General features: G+C 68.8%; 18 protein-coding genes. 5 read left to right on the forward strand and 13 right to left on the reverse strand.

Annotated features, from left to right (window positions below; all coding sequences use genetic code 11):
* Positions 1-239: 239 nt before the first annotated feature.
* Complete coding sequence (locus FGL25_RS15130; protein WP_138142155.1) at positions 240-881, forward strand: alpha-ketoglutarate-dependent dioxygenase AlkB; 642 nt, start codon at positions 240-242, stop codon at positions 879-881.
* A gap of 73 nt (positions 882-954) precedes the next feature.
* The gene (locus FGL25_RS15135; protein ID WP_138142156.1) at positions 955-1,860 is read left to right on the forward strand and encodes a dienelactone hydrolase family protein; all 906 of its coding nucleotides are present in this window, start codon (positions 955-957) and stop codon (positions 1,858-1,860) included.
* Positions 1,861-1,994: 134 nt separating this feature from the next.
* Here the strand turns inward: FGL25_RS15135 and grpE are convergent, their stop codons facing one another.
* From grpE to FGL25_RS15150, 3 genes are read right to left on the reverse strand one after another with little or no spacing between them, the layout of a single operon-like run.
* Entirely contained in the window at positions 1,995-2,621 is a 627-nt protein-coding gene (gene grpE / locus FGL25_RS15140) for a nucleotide exchange factor GrpE (RefSeq protein ID WP_046653048.1), read from the reverse strand.
* Entirely contained in the window at positions 2,618-3,712 is a 1,095-nt protein-coding gene (hrcA, locus tag FGL25_RS15145) for a heat-inducible transcriptional repressor HrcA (RefSeq protein ID WP_138142157.1), read from the reverse strand. The genes grpE and hrcA overlap by 4 nt, the downstream gene beginning before the upstream one ends.
* Entirely contained in the window at positions 3,709-4,263 is a 555-nt protein-coding gene (locus FGL25_RS15150; RefSeq protein ID WP_252970218.1) for a GNAT family N-acetyltransferase, read from the reverse strand. The genes hrcA and FGL25_RS15150 overlap by 4 nt, the downstream gene beginning before the upstream one ends.
* A gap of 44 nt (positions 4,264-4,307) precedes the next feature.
* On the opposite strand from FGL25_RS15150, the gene rph reads away from it, so the two are divergent.
* Positions 4,308-5,033 carry a ribonuclease PH gene (gene rph, locus FGL25_RS15155; RefSeq protein ID WP_138142159.1) on the forward strand — a complete coding sequence of 242 codons (726 nt, stop codon included), beginning with the start codon at positions 4,308-4,310 and terminating at the stop codon, positions 5,031-5,033.
* A 67-nt stretch (positions 5,034-5,100) separates the two neighbouring features.
* Positions 5,101-5,475, forward strand: a complete 375-nt coding sequence (locus tag FGL25_RS15160) for a hypothetical protein (RefSeq protein ID WP_138142160.1) — start codon at positions 5,101-5,103, stop codon at positions 5,473-5,475.
* A 156-nt stretch (positions 5,476-5,631) separates the two neighbouring features.
* Here FGL25_RS15160 and pnp read toward each other — a convergent pair whose 3' ends face one another.
* The 6 genes from pnp to FGL25_RS15190 form a co-directional block, all read right to left on the reverse strand.
* Positions 5,632-7,860: a polyribonucleotide nucleotidyltransferase gene (gene pnp, locus FGL25_RS15165; RefSeq protein WP_040346467.1), complete on the reverse strand. Its 2,229-nt coding sequence runs from the start codon at positions 7,858-7,860 to the stop codon at positions 5,632-5,634.
* A 259-nt stretch (positions 7,861-8,119) separates the two neighbouring features.
* A complete protein-coding gene (gene rpsO / locus FGL25_RS15170) occupies positions 8,120-8,389 on the reverse strand; it encodes a 30S ribosomal protein S15 (protein WP_003166644.1) in 270 nt (89 codons plus the stop codon).
* Between the two features lie 90 nt (positions 8,390-8,479).
* The gene (gene truB, locus FGL25_RS15175) at positions 8,480-9,412 is read right to left on the reverse strand and encodes a tRNA pseudouridine(55) synthase TruB (RefSeq protein WP_138142161.1); all 933 of its coding nucleotides are present in this window, start codon (positions 9,410-9,412) and stop codon (positions 8,480-8,482) included.
* A 3-nt stretch (positions 9,413-9,415) separates the two neighbouring features.
* On the reverse strand, positions 9,416-9,868 hold the full coding sequence (gene rbfA, locus FGL25_RS15180; RefSeq protein ID WP_046653043.1) for a 30S ribosome-binding factor RbfA: 453 nt from the start codon (positions 9,866-9,868) through the stop codon (positions 9,416-9,418).
* Positions 9,869-9,934: 66 nt separating this feature from the next.
* The gene (locus FGL25_RS15185) at positions 9,935-10,642 is read right to left on the reverse strand and encodes a DUF2459 domain-containing protein (RefSeq protein ID WP_252970219.1); all 708 of its coding nucleotides are present in this window, start codon (positions 10,640-10,642) and stop codon (positions 9,935-9,937) included.
* A gap of 11 nt (positions 10,643-10,653) precedes the next feature.
* Positions 10,654-11,184: a hypothetical protein gene (locus FGL25_RS15190; protein WP_003166640.1), complete on the reverse strand. Its 531-nt coding sequence runs from the start codon at positions 11,182-11,184 to the stop codon at positions 10,654-10,656.
* 139 nt (positions 11,185-11,323) lie between these two features.
* Between FGL25_RS15190 and FGL25_RS15195 the strand changes: the two genes are divergently transcribed.
* The gene (locus FGL25_RS15195) at positions 11,324-12,070 is read left to right on the forward strand and encodes an SAM-dependent methyltransferase (RefSeq protein WP_138142163.1); all 747 of its coding nucleotides are present in this window, start codon (positions 11,324-11,326) and stop codon (positions 12,068-12,070) included.
* A gap of 90 nt (positions 12,071-12,160) precedes the next feature.
* Here the strand turns inward: FGL25_RS15195 and infB are convergent, their stop codons facing one another.
* The 4 genes from infB to rimP all read right to left on the reverse strand — a co-directional run bounded on the left by infB (position 12,161) and on the right by rimP (position 18,302).
* On the reverse strand, positions 12,161-15,160 hold the full coding sequence (gene infB / locus FGL25_RS15200) for a translation initiation factor IF-2 (RefSeq protein WP_138142164.1): 3,000 nt from the start codon (positions 15,158-15,160) through the stop codon (positions 12,161-12,163).
* Between the two features lie 110 nt (positions 15,161-15,270).
* The gene (locus tag FGL25_RS15205) at positions 15,271-15,945 is read right to left on the reverse strand and encodes an RNA-binding protein (RefSeq protein WP_138142165.1); all 675 of its coding nucleotides are present in this window, start codon (positions 15,943-15,945) and stop codon (positions 15,271-15,273) included.
* A gap of 18 nt (positions 15,946-15,963) precedes the next feature.
* Positions 15,964-17,706, reverse strand: a complete 1,743-nt coding sequence (gene nusA / locus FGL25_RS15210) for a transcription termination factor NusA (RefSeq protein ID WP_138142166.1) — start codon at positions 17,704-17,706, stop codon at positions 15,964-15,966.
* Entirely contained in the window at positions 17,706-18,302 is a 597-nt protein-coding gene (rimP, locus tag FGL25_RS15215; RefSeq protein ID WP_003166634.1) for a ribosome maturation factor RimP, read from the reverse strand. Before rimP ends, nusA begins: the two co-directional genes overlap by 1 nt.
* Positions 18,303-18,408 lie beyond the last annotated feature (106 nt).

Here is an 18,408-nt window from a genome sequence, read left to right on the forward strand (position 1 = left end):
AACATCAAGCGCCGCGCGTGACCGCCCCCAGTTGGGCTTTTGAAATCATGCCTCGCCGGACGACGCCCGGTTCGGCGGTGGATGGGGTCGGCGGACAAACCCCTAACGAAAAGGGGGTTATCGCCGGATTGGCTCGGATATGGGAAAGACCGCAGGGGCTGCAAGGCCTTCCGCCCGGTTCCGGCCAGATTCCGCGCCTTATGGCGGACAAGGCGACGCGGCGCCGCTAAATTCGGTCGATGATCCCGCAAAACCGCCTGCAACCGTCCAGAAAAGAGCTGAGGGAAGCGCCGACGGCCGGCTTTCGCCTGTGGCCCGGCCTGCTGGACGCCGCTGAACAGGCAGAACTGCTGGCCGAGGTGCGGCGAGGGCTTGAGGCGGCGCCCCTCTATCGCCCCGTCACGCCGGGCGGGCGGCCCTTCTCGGTGCGGATGAGCAATTTCGGCGCCCTGGGCTGGGTGTCGGACCGCACGGGCTATCGCTATCAGCCGACCCATCCCGTGACCGGCGCATCCTGGCCCGCCATTCCCGACCGGTTGCTGAACCTGTGGGACGCCCTGACCGGCTGGCCGAGCCCGCCCGACGCCTGCCTGGTCAACCTCTATCAGGGCGAGGCCAAGATGGGCCTGCATCAGGACCGGGACGAGCGCGACCTGACGGCGCCCGTGCTGTCGATCTCCCTGGGCGACACGGCGGTGTTCCGCATCGGCCCGGCCGAGGGCGGCGCGACCGCCGCCGTGCGCCTGGCCTCCGGCGACGTCTGCGCCCTGACCGGACCGGCGCGGTTGGCGCGTCACGGGATCGATCGGCTGCTGACGGGCTCGTCGCGGCTGCTGCCCGGCGGCGGGCGGGTCAACCTGACCCTGAGGGTCGCGGGCTAGGCGGAAAGACTCGACGGCGCGCAAAAAGCCGGGGCACTGTCACGCCTTCCACAGCGCCGACCGGAGACCCGAGATGACCCTGATCACCCGGCCCGAGGGCCTGAGCCCCGACCAGATCGCCCCCAGCCGCCGCAGCCTGGGTGCCGCCACGGCGGGCGGCCTGTTCTTCGCCGCCTACGCCCCCGCCGCCTTCAGCCAGTCGGCCCAGCCGATCGCCACCGACACGGCGGGCCTGATCACGGCCGACGCGGCCTATCCGGCGCCCGACGGCTTCGCCCTGCCCGCCTATGTCGCCCGACCCGAAGGCGCCGGCCCCTTCCCCGTCGTCATCGTCGTGTCCGAGATCTTCGGCGTGCACGAATACATCCGCGACGTCTGCCGCCGCCTGGCCAAGGCGGGCTATGCGGCCGTGGCCCCCGCCTTCTTCGTTCGCGTCCAGGATCCCGCCCCGCTCAGCGACATGCAGGCGATCCAGCGCATCGTCGCCGCCGCCGGCTACGCCCAGGTGATGGGCGACATCGGCGCCACGCTGGACTGGATCGGCGCCCAGCCCTGGGCCAAGGCCGACAAGGTCGGGATCACCGGCTTCTGTTGGGGCGGCAAGGTGGTGTGGCAGGCCATGGCCCGCTTCCCGACGCTGGACGCCGGGGTCGCCTGGTACGGCCGCCTGTCCCCCGCCGCCACGGCCACTGACGAACAGAAGACGGCGGGCCGCCCCTGGCCCATCGACCTGGCGGGCGAGCTGAAGGCGCCGGTGCTGGGTCTCTATGGAGGCCAGGACAGCGGCATTCCCAACGACACGGTCAAGGCGATGAACGACGCCCTGAGCGCCGCAGGCCGGAGCGACAGCTCCATCATCCTCTATGACGACGCCCCGCACGGCTTCCACGCCGACTATCGCGCCTCCTATCGCGAGGCGGACGCGAAGGACGGCTGGCGGCGGCTGCTGGCGCTGTTCAATTCGAGATTGAAAAACTGACCCTTCCTTCCGCTCGCCCCGGCGGACGCCGGGGTCCAATGCTCTGGCCGCAAGCGCGGCGCGGGAAGCCAAGCAAAGAAAAACGGCCCGACGCATCTGCGCCGGGCCGTCGTCGTTTCAGCGCGCGAAGACCATCAGGCCTTGGCGTCGAAATTCCCGCCGGTCGTGTTCGGGTCCGCATAGGCGCCGCCCGCCGCGGCGCCCGAGCCCTTGGCCGCGACCACCACCATGGCCGCGCGCACGGTGCGGCCGAACAGGGCGTAGCCCGGCTGCAGCGTCTGGATGACGGCCCCGCCCGGCACGGTGTCCGAGGGCTGCTCCATCATCGCCTGATGCAGGTGCGGATCGAAGGCGTCGCCCGGCGCCGGGTCGACGCGGGTCAGGCCGTTGGCCTCGAAGGCCGACAGCAGGGACTTCTGCGTCAGCTCCAGCCCCGTGACCATGGCGGCCGCCGGACCGTCCGCATCCTTGGGCGCCGTCGCCAGACCGCGCTCCAGGGTGTCGGCCACGCTCAGCAGATCCTTGGCGAAGCGCTGGATGGCGTAGGCGCGGGCGTCGTTCTGCTGCGTCTCGGCGCGGCGCTTGACGTTCTCGGCCTCGGCCACGGCGCGCAGGGCGCGGTCCTTCCACTGGTCGCGCTCGGCGATCAGGGCGTCGACCACAGCCATGTCGCCGTCGGCGCCTTCCGCCGCAGCATCCGCCTCGGACTCCTTGATGTCCTGCTCGAGTTGATCCCGGGTCTCGTCGTTGATGTCGTTCACGTCTCTTGTCCGTCCAGAATCCGGCCCAGCACCCGGGCGGTATAGTCCACCAACGGGATGACACGGGCGTAGTTCAACCGCGCGGGTCCGATGACGCCGATGGCGCCCAGCACCCGCTGCCGGCCCGACATATAGGGCGCCGCGATCACGGCGGAACCCGAAAGCGAAAAGAGTCGCGTTTCCGCGCCGATATAGATGCGCACGCCCTGGGCCGCGCCGACGTCGTCCAGCAGGCCGATCAGCTGCTCCTTCTGCTCCAGATCGTCGAACAGGACGCGCACCCGCTCCAGATCCTCGGCCGCGCGGGCGTCCTGCAACAGATTGCCGCGCCCGCGCACGATCAGGTTGCGGTCGTGGCCTCCGCCGCCCGCGCCGCCGCTCCAGGCGGCCAGCCCGTCCTCGACCAGGCGGGCGGCGGCGGCGTCCAGATCGCGCCGCGCGGCCTCCATCTCAGCCTTCATCTCATGCCGGGCCTCGGCCAGCGGACGGCCCTTCAGCCGGGCGCTGAGAAAGTTCGACGCCTCCTGCAGGGTCGAAGGCGTGACGCCCGGCGCCAGGTTCATCAGCCGGTTCTCGACCACCCCGTCATCGGCCACCAGCACAGCCAGCGCCTGTCCGCCGCCCAGGGCCACGAACTCGACATGGCGCACCCCGGCCTCGCGCACCGGGCTGGCGACGATTCCCGCCCCGCCCGCCAGACCCGACAGTAGGGACGAGGCCGCATCCAGCGCCTCCTCGACATTGCGGCCGCCGCCCTTGGCGCCCAGAACGGCCAGCCGGGCGTCGATCTCGCGCCGCTCCTCCTGGCCGATGTCGCCGACTTCCAAGAGGCCGTCCACGAACAGCCGCAGGCCCGCATGGGTCGGCGCCCGCCCGGCCGATGTATGCGGCGAGGCCAGCAGCCCGGCCTGCGTCAACGCCTGCATGGTGTTGCGGATCGAAGCGGGCGACAGGTCCAGCCCGGCGCGCGACAGGGTGTGCGACCCCACCGGCTCGCCCGTCTCCAGATAGCTCTCGACCACCCGCCGAAAGATGTCGCGCGCCCGCGCGTCCAGCGTCGCCAGGCCCGGCGAGGGATTCAGCAGGCTCATGCCGCCATCCTCCGCGCCGCCCAGTCCGCGCGGGTCAGGCGATGGACCAGGCAGTCGTCCGTCCCGTTGAAAACGCGCCGCCCCTCCGGCCGGAAGCCCAGCCGCTGATAGAAACGATGCGCCTGCGTGTTGGAGTTGAGCGGATCGATCACCACCGCCTCGACCTGCGGCCGGGCGAAACAGGCGTCCAACGCCTGGGTCATCATCTGCGTCCCATGGCCCCGGTTCAGGGCGTCGGCCTCGCCGATCCAGATATCGAGGGCGCGCAGGTTCGGCTCGACCTCGCCCCAATAGCCGTTGGGCTCGCCCGCCGGGTCGATGTCCAGCATGGCGCCGATCGGACGGCCGTCGACCTCGGCGATGAAATAGCGGAAGACGTCGGACTGCGCAGCCAGCTCCTCGTCCCAGTCGGCGGCCTCGTGTTGGTCGGGGTCGTCGGTCAGGCAGGCGACGACATGCGGCGCCGTGTCCCAGCGCGCCAGGATCGCGGCGTCGGCGGCCACGGCCGGACGAAGACGCACGGCAGACGGGTCAGGACGGGACAGGCTCATGGTTTCAGGATAAGCACGCGCCATCCCGCTTCCAAGGAATTCCCATGCGCCCGTCCGAACGCACCCCCGAACAACTCCGCACCGTCACGCTGGAAACCGGCGTCAACCGCTACGCCGAGGGCTCGTGCCTGGTGTCCTTCGGCCACACCAAGGTGCTGGTGACGGCCTCGATCGAGGAGAAGGTGCCGGGCTGGATGCGCAACACCGGCCAGGGCTGGGTCACGGCCGAATACGGCATGCTGCCGCGCGCCACCCACACGCGCGGCCGCCGCGAAGCCGCCGCCGGCAAGCAGTCGGGCCGCACCCAGGAAATCCAGCGCCTGATCGGCCGCTCCCTTCGCGCCGTGGTCGACCTCAAGGCGCTGGGCGAGCGTCAGGTGCTGATCGACTGCGACGTGATCCAGGCCGACGGCGGCACGCGCACCGCCTCCATCACCGGCGCCTGGGTGGCCATGGCCTCGGCGCTCAACTACTTCAAGGACGAGGGCGTGCTGACGACCGATCCGATCCTGGATCAGGTGGCGGCCGTGTCCTGCGGCGTGTTCAACGACCTGCCGGTGCTGGACCTCGACTATGAGGAAGACTCCACCGCCGAGGCCGACAGCAACTTCGTCCTGACCGGCGCGGGCCAGATCGTCGAAATCCAGGCCACCGGCGAGAAGCGCGGCTTCAGCCGGGCCGAGTTCGACCGCCTGTTCGAACTGGCCGAAATCGGCTGCACCGAACTGTTCGCCCTGCAGCGCGCCGCCGTCGAGGCCGCCCGCCGATAAGGCTTTTCGCGGAGCCGGATCGGGGCCATCGTCGTTGCAAAGGCGAACCCCGATCCCGGAGCCCCGCATGACCCGACCGCCCCTTCTGGCCTGCCTGATCCTCGGCGGCCTGCTCGCCGCCTGCCAGCCGCGCCCGGAGCCGGCGGCCTCCGCGCCGGCCCCGACGCCCGCGCCTTCCTCCGCCCGCGAGCCCGAGGCCCGCCTGCCCGAAGGCCCGGACATGGCGCCCCAGCCGGTTCCGATCGACGACCGGCCCTGCCTTGAGACCCTAGGCGAAGCGGCTTCGGCCCGCCTGGTCCAGCGCTGCATCGCCGTCAGCCCCGCGACCCGCCCGCCCTGCCACGCCTCCAACCCCTGCGACCTGATCCAGGGCGAGATCGATCGTTCCTGCGCGATGTGGACCCGCGACGGCGAAACCCCGCCGAAAGAGTGCAAGGGCTAGCTCCCTCTCCTGTTGGGAGAGGGATGACGCCGCGTTCTGTATCGCCTCAAGCGCGCTCAAACAGCGCGCGACCGCGTCGCGAGCGATAGCGCACAAAAAAGACCCCGGCGGATCGCTCCGCCGGGGCCTTCTTCAGTTCAGCGATAACGCCGAGGCTTAGTCGCGACGGCGACGGCCGCGGTCGCCGCCGTTACGGTCGCCCTTGGGACGGCCGCCGGTGTCTTCCGACAGCGGAGCTTCACCGCGTTCAGCGCGCTCGGCGTTGATCTTGTCGGTGATGTCCTCGCCGGTTTCCTGATCGACGACCTTCATCGACAGCTTGGTCTTGCCGCGATCGTCGAAGCCCAGGAACTTGACCTTGACCTCTTGGCCTTCCGACAGGACGTCGGCCGGGTTGGCGACGCGTTCCAGGGCGATCTGGGACACGTGGACCAGGCCGTCCTTGGCGCCGAAGAAGTTCACGAAGGCGCCGAAGTCGACGACCTTCACGACCTTGCCGGTGTAGATGGTGCCGACTTCCGGCTCCGAGGCGATGGATTGGATCCAGGCCTTGGCAGCTTCGATCTTCTCTTGCTCGTTGGCGGCGATCTTGATGGTGCCGTCGTCGCCGATGTCGATCTTGGCGCCGGTCTTTTCCACGATCTCGCGGATGACCTTGCCGCCCGAACCGATCACTTCACGGATCTTGTCGACCGCGATCTTGATGGATTCGATCTTGGGCGCGAACTCGCCCAGCTCGGCGCGGGGAGCCTCCATCGCCTTCGACATTTCGTCGAGGATGTGCAGACGACCGGCCGAAGCCTGCGTCAGGGCCTGCTGCATGATCTCCTTGGTGATGCCGGCGACCTTGATGTCCATCTGAAGGCTGGTGATGCCTTCCGAGGTGCCCGCGACCTTGAAGTCCATGTCGCCCAGGTGATCTTCGTCGCCCAGGATGTCCGACAGGATGGCGAACTCACCCGACGGCTCCAGGATCAGACCCATGGCGATGCCCGAGACCGGACGCGCCAGCGGCACGCCGGCGTCCATCAGGGCCAGCGACGAACCGCAGACCGTGGCCATCGAGGACGAGCCGTTGGACTCGGTGATCTCCGACACCAGACGGATGGTGTAGGGGAAGTCTTCCTTCGACGGCAGCATCGGGCGGATGGCGCGCCAGGCCAGCTTGCCGTGGCCGATTTCGCGACGGCCCGGCGAGCCCATGCGGCCCGCTTCACCGACCGAATAGGGCGGGAAGTTGTAGTGCAGCAGGAAGGACTCTTTGTAGGTGCCCGTCAGGCTGTCGATGTACTGCTCGTCCTCGCCGGTGCCCAGGGTGGCGACGACCAGGGCCTGGGTTTCGCCGCGCGTGAACAGCGACGAACCGTGGGTGCGCGGCAGGACGCCGACTTCCGAGACGATGGCGCGGACCTTGTCCAGGGCGCGGCCGTCGACGCGGTGGCTGTTCTCGATGATGTCGCGACGCAGGACGTCGGCTTCGCATTCCTTGAACGCGGCCGAGAACTTGGACGAGTCGACGCCTTCCGGCTTCTCGTCGGTCTTCACCAGGGCCTCGGCGGCCTTCTTCTTGGCGGCGTCGACGCCCGAGCGGCGGTCATACTTGCCCGGATGGGCGTAGGCGGCCTTGATCTCTTCGCCGACCAGCGCCTTGATCGAGGCGACCACGTCCGAGTGGTCTTCGGCCTGGAAGTCGAACGGCTCCTTGGCGGCGTGCTCGGCCAGATCGATGATGGCGTCGATCACCGGCTGCATGCCCGCGTGCGCGAACATCAGGGCCTCGAGCATCTTCTCTTCCGACAGCTCCTTGGCTTCGGATTCGACCATCATCAGGGCGTCCTGCGTGCCCGCGACGACCAGGTCCAGGGCGCTTTCGCCCATCTGGTCGATGGCCGGGTTCAGCACCAGCTCGCCGTCGATCATGCCGACGCGCGCGGCGCCGATCGGGCCCATGAAGGGCACGCCCGAGATGGTCAGAGCGGCCGAGGCGGCGACCATGCCCAGGATGTCGGGATCGTTCTCAAGGTCGTGCTGCAGCACGGTGACGATGACCTGGGTCTCGTTCTTGAAGCCCTTGACGAACAGGGGGCGGATCGGGCGGTCGATCAGGCGGGAGACCAGGGTCTCCTTCTCGGTCGGACGGCCTTCACGCTTGAAGTAGCCGCCCGGGATCTTGCCGGCCGCAAAGGTCTTTTCCTGGTAGTTGACCGTCAGGGGGAAGAAATCCAGGCCCGGCTTGGGCTGACGGCCGTAGACGACGGTGGCCAGGACCACGGTCTCGCCGTAGGTCGCCAGCACGGCGCCGTCGGCCTGACGGGCGATGCGGCCCGTCTCGAGGGTCAAGGGGCGTCCGGCCCACTCGATCGTCTTGCGTTTGATATCGAACATGTTTCGTCTTTCGTCTCCCGCGGGCGTATTCCCGTCGGGGGTGTGCGGAGCGTCAGGCCGTTCAGTCCTTAACGGTCCCCGTTGACCTGACCGCGACATCGCGGCCGGGCGGGTGATTGAGGACCGGGTTCAAGGCCCTCGCGTCGGTTGCGCCGGTAAGACCCGCGGCGCGCGGGAAAGCGTAGTCTAGGAGCGGAACGAGGCGCGGACGTGTCCGCCCGCGCCTCGTGGAATTATCCGATCCGCAACCGGGCGCGCCTTAGCGACGCAGGCCCAGCTTGGCGATCAGCGCCTGATAGCGGGCGCTGTCGGTCTTGTTCAGGTGGTCCAGAAGGCGACGACGCTGCGAAACCTGCTTCAGCAGGCCACGACGCGAGTGGTTGTCCTTCTTGTGAGTCTTGAAGTGCTCGGTCAGGTTGGCGATGCGTTCCGTCAGGATCGCGACCTGGACTTCCGCCGAACCGGTGTCGCCCGTCGAGCGAGCGTTGTCGGCGATGACTTCAGCCTTACGTTGAGCCGTAATCGACATCGAGAGTCCTTTCTTGCCCTATCGCTCGCCTCGCGGAGGCTCGCTGTTTGAGGGCGTTGGGTGTCCTATCGGCAAACTGGAAAGTCTGCGTCAGGGGAGGTTGAAAACACGATCGGGTTCAAGCCGACCGGCCCTGAGATTGCCGAGCGCGACCAGGGTTCCGCCCTCGAAGACCGAAACCAGCCGCGAACCGGCGGTGAGCCGGGCCTTAAGCGTTTCAATCTGTCGGGGGAGCAGAACGATCGGCCGTCCCTGCCTCAGAGAGAGGGCGTCCTGATCCGTCACGGCCAACTCCGGGATGTCGTCCAGAGCGGTCGAAACGGGCAGCAAGCCCTCAAAGGCGGCGCCCTTATGCGCCAACTCTTCCAGAAAATCCAGCGTTACGGCGTTGTCGATCGAGAACGGCCCCACGCGCTCGCGCCGCAGGTCCGAGACATGGCCCTCGGCGCCCAGCATGATCGCCAGGTCGCGCGCCAGGGATCGGACATAGACGCCCTTGCCCGTGCGCATCGTGATCTCGACGTGATCGGCGTCCGGCGCGGCCGTCACCGCCGCCTCATGAATGGTCACGCGACGGGACTGAAGTTCAACCTCAACCCCCGCCCGCGCCAGATCATAGGCGCGCTCGCCATTGACCCGTACGGCCGAGAAGGCCGGCGGCGTCTGGTCGATCTCGCCGACGAAGGACGGCAGGGCGGCCTTCACCGCCTCGACCGAGGGGCGCACGTCGGAACGAGCGATGATCTCGCCCTCGCGGTCGATGCTGTCGGTCGAAATGCCCCAGTGGATGGTGAAGCGATAGACCTTCTGCGCCTCCATCATGAAGGGCACCGTCTTGGTCGCCTCGCCCAGCGCGATGGGCAGTATGCCCGAGGCCAGCGGGTCCAGCGTCCCCGCATGGCCCGCCTTCTGGGCGTTGAACAGGCGACGAATCTTCGTCACCGCCTCGGTCGAACCCATCTCATAGGGCTTGTCCAGGCACACCCAGCCGTTGACGAGATCGCCCTTCTTGCGTCGTGCCATAACTCAGTCTTCGCCCTGGTCGTCAGCGTGTTCGATGTCGGCGCGCACGCGCGGATCATTGAACAGACGGTCCATGTGGCTGGCCGTGTCGAAGCTCTCGTCGTGGCGGAATTTCAGGTCCGGCGTGAACTTCATGTCGATGCGGCGGCCCAACTGGCCACGCAGGAATTTGGCATGGTCGTTCAGCGCCTTGATGATCTCGCTCTCGTGACCCGTCGTTTCGGCGGCGTCGACGCCGGCGCCCAGCGGTTCGACGAAACAGGTCGCGTGGCGCAGGTCCGGGCTCATCCGCACCTCGGTCACGGTGACGGAGACGCCGACCAGGGCTTCATCATGAATCTCATGCTCGCGCATGACGTCGACCAGGGCGTGGCGGATCAGTTCGCCGGCGCGCAACTGGCGCTGCGACGGCCCCAGCGGGCCGCTGGCGTTGCGGGTGTGTTGCTTGCGGGCCATCGTGGGCTCCTCCTGCTCGCGCCGCCGGGGATCGGACGCCGGCTCTGAAACGCGAAGGGGCGGGGTCTAGTCGCCTGCGCCGCTCAAGTCCAGTTCCGCCGCACCCTGTTCCGCCTGCCGGGCCGCCCGCATCACCGCGCCCGAGGTCAGGCTGCGGGCCATGGGCATGGGCAGGCCGCCCGCGTTCAGCACCTCGGCCGTCCAGTGATTGCACAGATGCCCGACCCAGAAGGTCTCGCCGCTGGCGTAGAAGAAGACGGCGTCGTCGCCGTCTCTCTGCGCCGAAACCACCACCTGCCCGCCTTCATCCAGCCGCAGCGAATTCGCCACCCGTGTGCGCAGGGCGGCGAAGCCCTGGGGCGACAGGCGCAGCGTCGCCCGCCCCGGCTCGGCGAACAGCGCCGGATCGGCCGGATCGGGGTCCAGCATGAGCACTGAAGGATTGCCGCCGGGCTTGAAGAAGGCCCGCGCCCCGTCGGGCAGGCGGCCGCTGATCGCCCCCTGTTCGACATAGAAGACGGAGTCGCCCCAGCCGATCCGCACCCAGTCGCCCGGCGGCAGGGCCCGCACCGCCCGCGCCAGGGCGTCGTCGCCCGTCGCCAGCGCCGCGCGCGGCACGGCCAGGTCGGTGTGAAAGCCGTTGTCGAGCAGATGGACGACAATCGCCGTCTCCGACGATGCGGCGGGGAACAACGCTGGATCGCCCGGCCGCTGCGCCGTCCACACCCCGGCCAGCAGGCCGATCAGGACAGCCAGGCTCCAGCGGATCAGCACCTCCGCGCCGCCTAGTTGGTCCCGAAGGCGGCAGGGACGTCGCGGGCGGGCGAAGAGCCCTGCATCGTCGCCCATTCGCCGCGATAGTCGTAGTTCAGGGTGACGCAGTGACGGAACTGGCCGTCGGCCCAGCGCCCGACCGTCTCGATCGTCAGGGGATGGCCGGCGCGCACCCGCCCCACGACGATGAAGGCCTCGTCCGAGCCGGGGCACAGGGCGCGTGACAGGGCGCGGCCGTCGCCGTCGGTCGTGATGCTGTAGACCCCGCCGTCCGCCGCCCCCTGCGGCAGGACGCGGCGCACCTGATCCGGCCCGCCGCGCTCGAACCGGGCCGACCCGCGCGAGGTCGAAGAGAACAGATTCCTCACCGAAGTGGCGCCGAACCAGCCGCGCTCGACCTCCAGCGTCACCCCGCGCGTCAGGGCCTGGGTGGCGCGGTCGCGCGCATCGAAGGACAGGAAACGAGTATCGGCCATCGCCGGCGTCGCCAGGGCGCCCAGGCCGGCGACGATCAGCAGCAGAGACAGGTCAGGACGAGGCATGGCGGCCCATTCATTAGCGCCCCCCGACGCGATAGAGCCGAACCCTAAGGCCAAGCGAGCTTCAGATGAAGCCCATCGAGTGGAAAGACGGCGGTCGATCCGTCATGATGCCCCTCCCCCCGCTACATGACCCAAGACCGTGTTCACAGACCCCTTCGACATCGACAACTACGCCCAGGATCCGGATCACTACCTCGCCGTGCCCTTCGTGCCGACCGAGGAGGACACGGTCGAGGCCATGCTGAGTCTGGCGGGCGTCGGCCCCAATGATCGTCTGTACGACCTCGGCTGCGGCGACGGACGCATCGTCATCGCCGCCGCCCGCGATCGCGACGCGCGCGGCGTCGGCGTCGACGTCGACCCCCTGCGGATCGCCGACGCCATGGAGTTCGCCGGCTGGGCCGGGGTCGAACACATGGTCGACTTCCGCGAGGAAGATCTGTTCAGCGTCGATGTCCGCGAGGCCACCGTGGTCAGCCTCTATCTGCTTCAGTCCATCAATGTGCAGTTGCGCCCGCGCCTGCTCAGCCAGCTGAAGCCCGGCGCCCGCATCGTCTCCCACGCCTTCGACATGGGCGACTGGCAGGCCGACGAGCGGATCAAGGTCGCCGACGGCTACATCTACAAATGGACGGTTCCCGCCTCGGTCGCAGGTCAATGGAGTTGGACGGGCGCCGACGGAACGCCGTGCCGGTTGGAGCTGGAGCAAACCTATCAGCAGGTCACGGGCCGCGCCTGGCTGGGGGAGATTGAGGTCGACCTGCTCGGCGCCGAACTGTGCGGAGAACGGCTGGAGATTGAGCTTCAGGCGAACGACGCGACGCCGGTTCAGCGCTTCACCCTGACCTTCGCGGATGGCGCGTTGAAGTCCGCCGTCGAGGCGTGACCTCACTCACCCGCTCATCCCCAAAGACAAAGGGCGCGGCTTCCGTGGAAACCGCGCCCTTCATGTTTCAGGCCGTGAGGCTCAAGCGTCCTAGTCCAGGGTGCGCTTGATCTCTTCGACGGTGAAGCACTCGATGTAGTCGCCTTCCTTGATGTCCTGGAAGCCGGCGAACTGCATGCCGCACTCCTGACCCGAAGGCACTTCGTTGACCTCGTCCTTGAAGCGCTTGAGCGTGTTGAGCACGCCCAGCTCCAGCACCACCACGTCGTCGCGGATGATGCGGACGCGCGCGCCCTTGCGGACCACGCCCTCGGTGACGCGGCAGCCTGCGACCCGGCCGACCTTGGTGATGTCGAAGGTCTGCAGCACCTTGGCGTTGCCCAGGAAGGTTTCGCGCTGGAGCGGCGCCAGCATGCCCGAGAGCACGCCCTTAATGTCGTCCAGCAGGTCGTAGATGATCGAGTAGTAGCGGATCTCGACGCCTTCACGCTCGGCCAGGTCGCGCGCCTGTTTCGAGGCGCGGACGTTGAAGCCCAGGATCGGCGCACCGGCCGACTTGGCCAGGTTGACGTCGCTCTCGGTGATGCCGCCGGCGCCCGAATAGACGGTGCGGGCGCGGACCTCGTCGTTGCCCATCTTGTCCAGCGAGCCGACGATGGCTTCGGCCGTGCCCTGAACGTCGGCCTTGATGAGGACCGGCAGTTCATTGACCTTCTTGGACTGCAGCTTGGACATCATGTCGACCAGCGACAGCGAGCCGCCCGAGACCTGGGTCTTCTCGCGCTTCACGCGCTGACGGTATTCCGTCAGTTCGCGGGCGCGGGCCTCGGATTCCACCACGGCGAAGACGTCGCCCGGCGACGGCGCCTCGTCCAGGCCGAGGATCTCGACCGGAACCGACGGACCGGCTTCCGGCAGCTGTTCGTTGCGCTCGTTCAGCAGGGCGCGAACCTTGCCCCAGGCCGAACCGGCCACGACGATGTCGCCGCGCTTCAGCGTGCCGCGCTTGACCAGGACGGTCGCGACCGGGCCGCGGCCCTTGTCCAGCTTGGCCTCGATGACCACGCCTTCGGCCGAACGGTCGGCGTTGGCGCGCAGGTCCATGACTTCGGCCTGCAGCAGGATGGCGTCGGTCAGACCGTTGAGGTTGATCTTTTCCTTGGCCGACAGCTCGATGATCTGCGTGTCGCCGCCCAGGCTCTCGGAGATGACTTCATACTGAAGCAGCTCGTTGACGACCTTCTGCGAATTGGCGTCCGGCTTGTCGATCTTGTTGACCGCCACGATGATCGGCGAACCCGCCGCCTTGGCGTGCTGGATGGCCTCGACCGTCTGCGGCATGACGCCGTCGTCGGCCGCCACGACCAGGACGACGATGTCGGTGACGTTGGCGCCGCGCGCCCGCATCGCCGAGAAGGCCGCGTGGCCCGGCGTGTCCAAGAAGGTGATGCGCTGACCGTCGGCCAGGCGCACCTGATAGGCGCCGATGTGCTGGGTGATGCCGCCGGCTTCGCCGCCCGCCACGTCCGTGGTGCGCAGCGCGTCCAGAAGCGAGGTCTTGCCGTGGTCGACGTGACCCATGATGGCCACGACCGGGGCGCGGATCTCGCCCGCATCGGCGTCGTCGGCGTCGGCGATGAAGCCTTCTTCAACGTCGGATTCGGACACGCGCTTGACGGCCATGCCGTATTCTTCGGCCACCAGTTCGGCGGTGTCGGAATCGATCACGTCGTTGATCTTCATCATCAGGCCCTGACGCATCAGGAATTTGATGATGTCGACGCCGCGCACGGCCATGCGGTTGGCCAGTTCGCCGACGGTGATGGTGTCGGGAATGACCACTTCACGCGGACGGTTGGGCGTTTCGGTCGAGCCGCCGCGGCGCTTTTCCTTCTCGCGTTCGCGAGCGCGGCGCACCGAGGCCAGCGAGCGCATGCGCTCGACGGCGTCCTCGTCGCCTCCCGCCACCGAATGGATGGTCAGGCGGCCTTCGCGGCGCTTGGGCTCGCCGCGCGTGCGGCTGACGGCCTTGCCGGGCGCGTTGTCGGCGAAACGCTTCTCGCGATCGTCCTCGCGGCCGGTGGCCGGACGGGCGAAGCCGCCGCCGGCGCGGCTGGGGCGCGCCACTTCGGGCTGGGCCGGAGGCTGGTTCGGGGCCGGACGGGCGCCGGGACGCGAGGCGCCGGGCGCGCCGGTGCGGGCGCCGGGGGCCGGACGCGGGTTCAGCGCCGAATAGCGGACGGTCTGGGCCGGACGCGCAGGACGCTCGGCGCCCTCGCGGCCGCCTTCGCGCGGCGCCTGTTCACGGGCCTGCGGACGCTCGCCGTCGCCCATGGCCTGTTCGCGGGCCGAACGACCGCCGAAGGCGGGACGCTCCAGCGGCGCGCGGCCGGTCGGGATCTTGGGCGCGCGCTGGCCGAAGTTGACGGCCGGGCGCTTGGGCGCGGCCGGGGCCGCCGGCTTGGCCGGCTCAGGCTTGGCTTCGACCTTCGGAGCCTCGACCTTGGGCGCTTCAACCTTCGGCGCGACCGGCTTGGCCGGCGTGGGGGCCGGAGCGGGCGCCGGCGCCGCTGCGCTCAGCTTGGCGGCCTCGACGCGGGCGGCCTCGGCGGCGGCCTTGGCGGCGGCGGCTTCAGCGGCGGCCTTGGCGGCGGCGGCTTCGGCGGCGGCGGCCTGTTGGCGCTCGGCGGCTTCGGCGGCGGCCTTGGCGGCGACCGCGTTGCGCTCGCGCTCGGCGGCCTGTTGCGTGGCCAGGGCGATGGCGCGGCGACGCGCCTCCTGTTCCTCGGGCGACAGGGCGCCGCCGGCCGGTTGACGCGGCGCGGCCGAACGCGGCGCGCCGCCTTCGGGGCGCGGACGCGCGACGTCGAAGCCCTGCGGACGCTGATGCCCGCCCTGCGGGCCGGCGCGGCGCTTGGTCTCGACGACGACGGTCTTGGAACGGCCGTGGCTGAAGCTCTGTTTCACCGTGCCGGTCGAGACCGAGCCCGCCGCACGCGGCTTCAGGCTCAACGGCGCGCGCGGCCCCGTTTGCGAAGGCGTGTTGGCAGGAGTCTTGCCGTCGTTGGAATTGTTGTTTTCGTCGCTCATCCGGTCGCTTTACTCAGGGCGGAGAATTCCGCCTTCGTCTCTCAATCACCCATAGCAGAATGCGGCCCCGCCTCCGTTGTTTCGGAAACAGGCCCGCAGCCGCTCAAACCCTAAGGCTCTCCTTCCGGAGCCGCGCTCCGGTCGTCCTCTGCGCCGTGTTCGGGCCCCGCCCGGTTCCAGCTCTGGGGACAGAGAGGTCGAAATCCCGCCAGCCGCTGAACCTCCATGGTCCAGCGATCGGCCCGCCCGCCTTGCAGCAGGACGGCGTGTATCGCATTTTCCAGCCCAAGGGCCAAACTCAAATCGTCCGCGCTGAAAGCCCCGCAGATTTCAGGGGCGGGCGAGGCGTGTCTGGAGAGGGCCAGAAGCTTGCTGCGCCCATCGGCCGAGCCGTCGGCGGCTTCGATCAGCCATGCGGCGCGGCCGCTGCGGATCGCCGCAGCGCATTTCTCGAAGCCAGAGATAAGCACGCCTTCGCGCCGGGCAAGACCCAGCTGGTCCAGGCAGCGCCGAACCAGCAGGCTTTCGACCAGATCGGGCAGGTCCGCGGCGGGCTTCAACGGCGCCTTGGCCGCCCGCGCGAACAGGTTCTTCTTGATCGCGGCCTCAAGCGAGGCGCGATCGGCCGCGACCCACAGGCCGCGCCCCGGAAGCTTGCGCCCCAGATCGGGCGCCACCGCCCCGTCCGGGGCCGCCACGAAACGGATCAGGCGAGATTCATCGAGGGCCTGGCGCGACGCCAGGTCCTGACGATCCCTATCGATCAACGTCTCGGACGACCTCATGGACGGCTGCGGCTCCCATCACATGTCGCGGGACTGATCGTCGAGGTCGCCGGAAGCGGCCTCTGCATCAGCGTCAGCGTCGGCTTCATCAGCCGGGGCGTCTTCCTGGACTTCGCCGTCGAACTCGACGTCGCCTTCCAGCGTCTCTTCCTCGACGTACTCCGGCTGAGGCAGCTCCGAAGCGTCGATCCAGCCGGCGGCCACGCGCGCCTGCAGGATCAGCATTTCGGCGTCTTCCTGGCTCAGATTGAAGCTTTCCAGCACGCCCGGAACCTTCACGCGCTCGCCGCCGCGCACTTCATAGCCGCCGCGGATTTCGTCGGTGGCCAGGTCGGCCAGATCCTCGACCGTCTTCACCCCGCCTTCGCCCAGGGCGACAGCGATGGCGGCGGTCACGCCCGGCACGTCCAGAACGCCGTCTTCGACGCCCAGAGCCACGCGCTTGGCGTCCAGCTCGGCGGCCTGACGCTCCAGGTGTTCGCGGGCGCGGGTCTGCAGCTCTTCGGCCGTGTCCTCGTCGAAGCCTTCGATCTCGGAGATTTCATAAGCCTCGACGAAGGCCAGATCCTCGACCGTGGCGAAGCCTTCGGTGACCAGCAGCTGGGCGATCGTCTCGTCCACGTCCAGGGCTTCCTGGAACAGGGCGGTGCGCTCGGCGAACTCGCGCTGGCGACGCTCGGAGTCCTGGGACTCGGTGATGATGTCGATCTGCCAGCCGGTCAGCTGCGAGGCCAGGCGGACGTTCTGGCCGCGACGGCCGATGGCCAGCGACAGCTGCTCGTCCGGCACCACGACTTCAACGCGGTCGGCTTCTTCGTCCAGCACCACCTTGGCCACTTCGGCCGGGGCCAGGGCGTTGACGATGAAGGTCGGCTCGTCCTCGTTCCACTGGATGATGTCGATCTTCTCGCCCTGCAGTTCGGCGACGACCGCCTGAACGCGCGAGCCGCGCATGCCGACGCAGGCGCCGACGGGGTCGATCGAGCTGTCGTTCGACAGGACGGCCATCTTGGCGCGCGAACCGGCGTCGCGGGCGGCGGCGCGGATCTCGATCACGCCGTCGTAGACTTCCGGCACTTCCTGGGCGAACAGCTTGGCCATGAAGCCGGGATGGGCGCGCGACAGCATGACCTGCGGACCCTTAGCCTCGGGGCGCACGTCGTAGATGTAGGTGCGGACGCGGTCGCCGACGTTGAACACCTCGCGCGGGATCGACTGGTCGCGGCGCATGATGCCTTCGCCACGGCCCAGGTCGACGATGGTGTTGCCGTATTCGACGCGCTTGACCGTGCCGTTGACGATCTCGCCGACGCGATCCTTGAACTCTTCGTACTGGTTGGCGCGCTCGGCCTCGCGGACCTTTCCGGTCACGACCTGGCGGGCCATCTGGGTCTGGACGCGGCCGAACTCGAACGGCGGCAGGATCTCGACGTATTCCTTGCCGACCTCGGCCTCGGCGTCGCGCTTCAGCGCGTCGCGCAGGCGCACCATGGCGCTGTCGTTGAACTCTTCCAGCTCGTCTTCCGGCTGCCAGTCGTCAGCGACGATGGTGACGTGACGGGTCAGGCTCAGCTCGCCGGTCTTGTGGTCGATCTGGGCGCGGATGTCGTGGTGCGCGCCATAGCGCGACTTGGCGCCCTTCTGGATCGCTTCCTCGATCGCCTCGATGACGATCTCCCGGTCGATGTTCTTCTCGCGCGCGACGGCGTCGGCGATGGAGAGCAGTTCCAGACGGTTGGCGGAGATTCCGGTCACGGCCATCAGGCGTCGTCCTTAGTGGAGTCGGAGTTGGATTGTTCAGCGTCGGGCGCGCCTTCCGGCAGGCCGTCGTCTTCGGGTTCGCCACGCGCCGCGCGCAGGGCCGCGCCGCGTTTCAGCAGTTCGTCGGTCAGCACCAGCTTGGCGTCGGCCAGCCAGGCGAAGGGGATGAGGGCGGTCTCGTCCTCGCCGTCCAGATCGATGGCGATGTTCTCGCCCTCGGTCCCGGCCACGACGCCCTTGAAGCGCTTGCGGCCCTCGACCATGCGGTCGGTCTCGAGCCGGGCCTCCAGCCCTTCGAACAGGTCGAAGTCGATCAGGCGCGTCAGCGGCCGGTCGATGCCGGGCGACGAGACTTCCAGCAGATATTCGCCCGAGATCGGGTCGGCGGCGTCCAGCACCTCGGACACGGCGCGCGACAGACGGGCGCACTCCTCGACCGAGATGTCGTGGTCGGTCTGGCGCTCGGCCATGATCTGCAGGCGGCGACGCAGCGTCCCGCCCATCAGGCGCACGCGCACGACCGCCAGCCCCAGGCTCTCGGCCACGGGGTCGATCAGCTCCAGCAGAGCACGGTCTTCGGCGGTCTTGGCCCGCAAGCGGCTACTCCAAAAACAAAAGCGACGGTCCGTCCGGGCCGCCGCTTGATACGACGCCGTTGGACGTCGGTCTAACGATGTGAGCGGTCATATAGGCGAAAGCGGG

It is taken from the genome of Brevundimonas vancanneytii (assembly GCF_901421975.1).
GTDB lineage: Bacteria > Pseudomonadota > Alphaproteobacteria > Caulobacterales > Caulobacteraceae > Brevundimonas > Brevundimonas diminuta.

Excerpts from the sequence above, each read along its gene's own strand:
- FGL25_RS15130 (WP_138142155.1), top strand. The coding sequence starts at position 240 with ATGATCCCGCAAAACCGCCTGCAACCGTCCAGAAAAGAGCTGAGGGAA.
- FGL25_RS15135 (WP_138142156.1), top strand. The coding sequence starts at position 955 with ATGACCCTGATCACCCGGCCCGAGGGCCTGAGCCCCGACCAGATCGCC.
- hrcA (WP_138142157.1), bottom strand. The coding sequence starts at position 3,712 with ATGAGCCTGCTGAATCCCTCGCCGGGCCTGGCGACGCTGGACGCGCGG.
- FGL25_RS15150 (WP_252970218.1), bottom strand. The coding sequence starts at position 4,263 with ATGAGCCTGTCCCGTCCTGACCCGTCTGCCGTGCGTCTTCGTCCGGCC.
- rph (WP_138142159.1), top strand. The coding sequence starts at position 4,308 with ATGCGCCCGTCCGAACGCACCCCCGAACAACTCCGCACCGTCACGCTG.
- FGL25_RS15160 (WP_138142160.1), top strand. The coding sequence starts at position 5,101 with ATGACCCGACCGCCCCTTCTGGCCTGCCTGATCCTCGGCGGCCTGCTC.
- pnp (WP_040346467.1), bottom strand. The coding sequence starts at position 7,860 with ATGTTCGATATCAAACGCAAGACGATCGAGTGGGCCGGACGCCCCTTG.
- rpsO (WP_003166644.1), bottom strand. The coding sequence starts at position 8,389 with ATGTCGATTACGGCTCAACGTAAGGCTGAAGTCATCGCCGACAACGCT.
- truB (WP_138142161.1), bottom strand. The coding sequence starts at position 9,412 with ATGGCACGACGCAAGAAGGGCGATCTCGTCAACGGCTGGGTGTGCCTG.
- rbfA (WP_046653043.1), bottom strand. The coding sequence starts at position 9,868 with ATGGCCCGCAAGCAACACACCCGCAACGCCAGCGGCCCGCTGGGGCCG.
- FGL25_RS15190 (WP_003166640.1), bottom strand. The coding sequence starts at position 11,184 with ATGCCTCGTCCTGACCTGTCTCTGCTGCTGATCGTCGCCGGCCTGGGC.
- infB (WP_138142164.1), bottom strand. The coding sequence starts at position 15,160 with ATGAGCGACGAAAACAACAATTCCAACGACGGCAAGACTCCTGCCAAC.
- FGL25_RS15205 (WP_138142165.1), bottom strand. The coding sequence starts at position 15,945 with ATGAGGTCGTCCGAGACGTTGATCGATAGGGATCGTCAGGACCTGGCG.
- nusA (WP_138142166.1), bottom strand. The coding sequence starts at position 17,706 with ATGGCCGTGACCGGAATCTCCGCCAACCGTCTGGAACTGCTCTCCATC.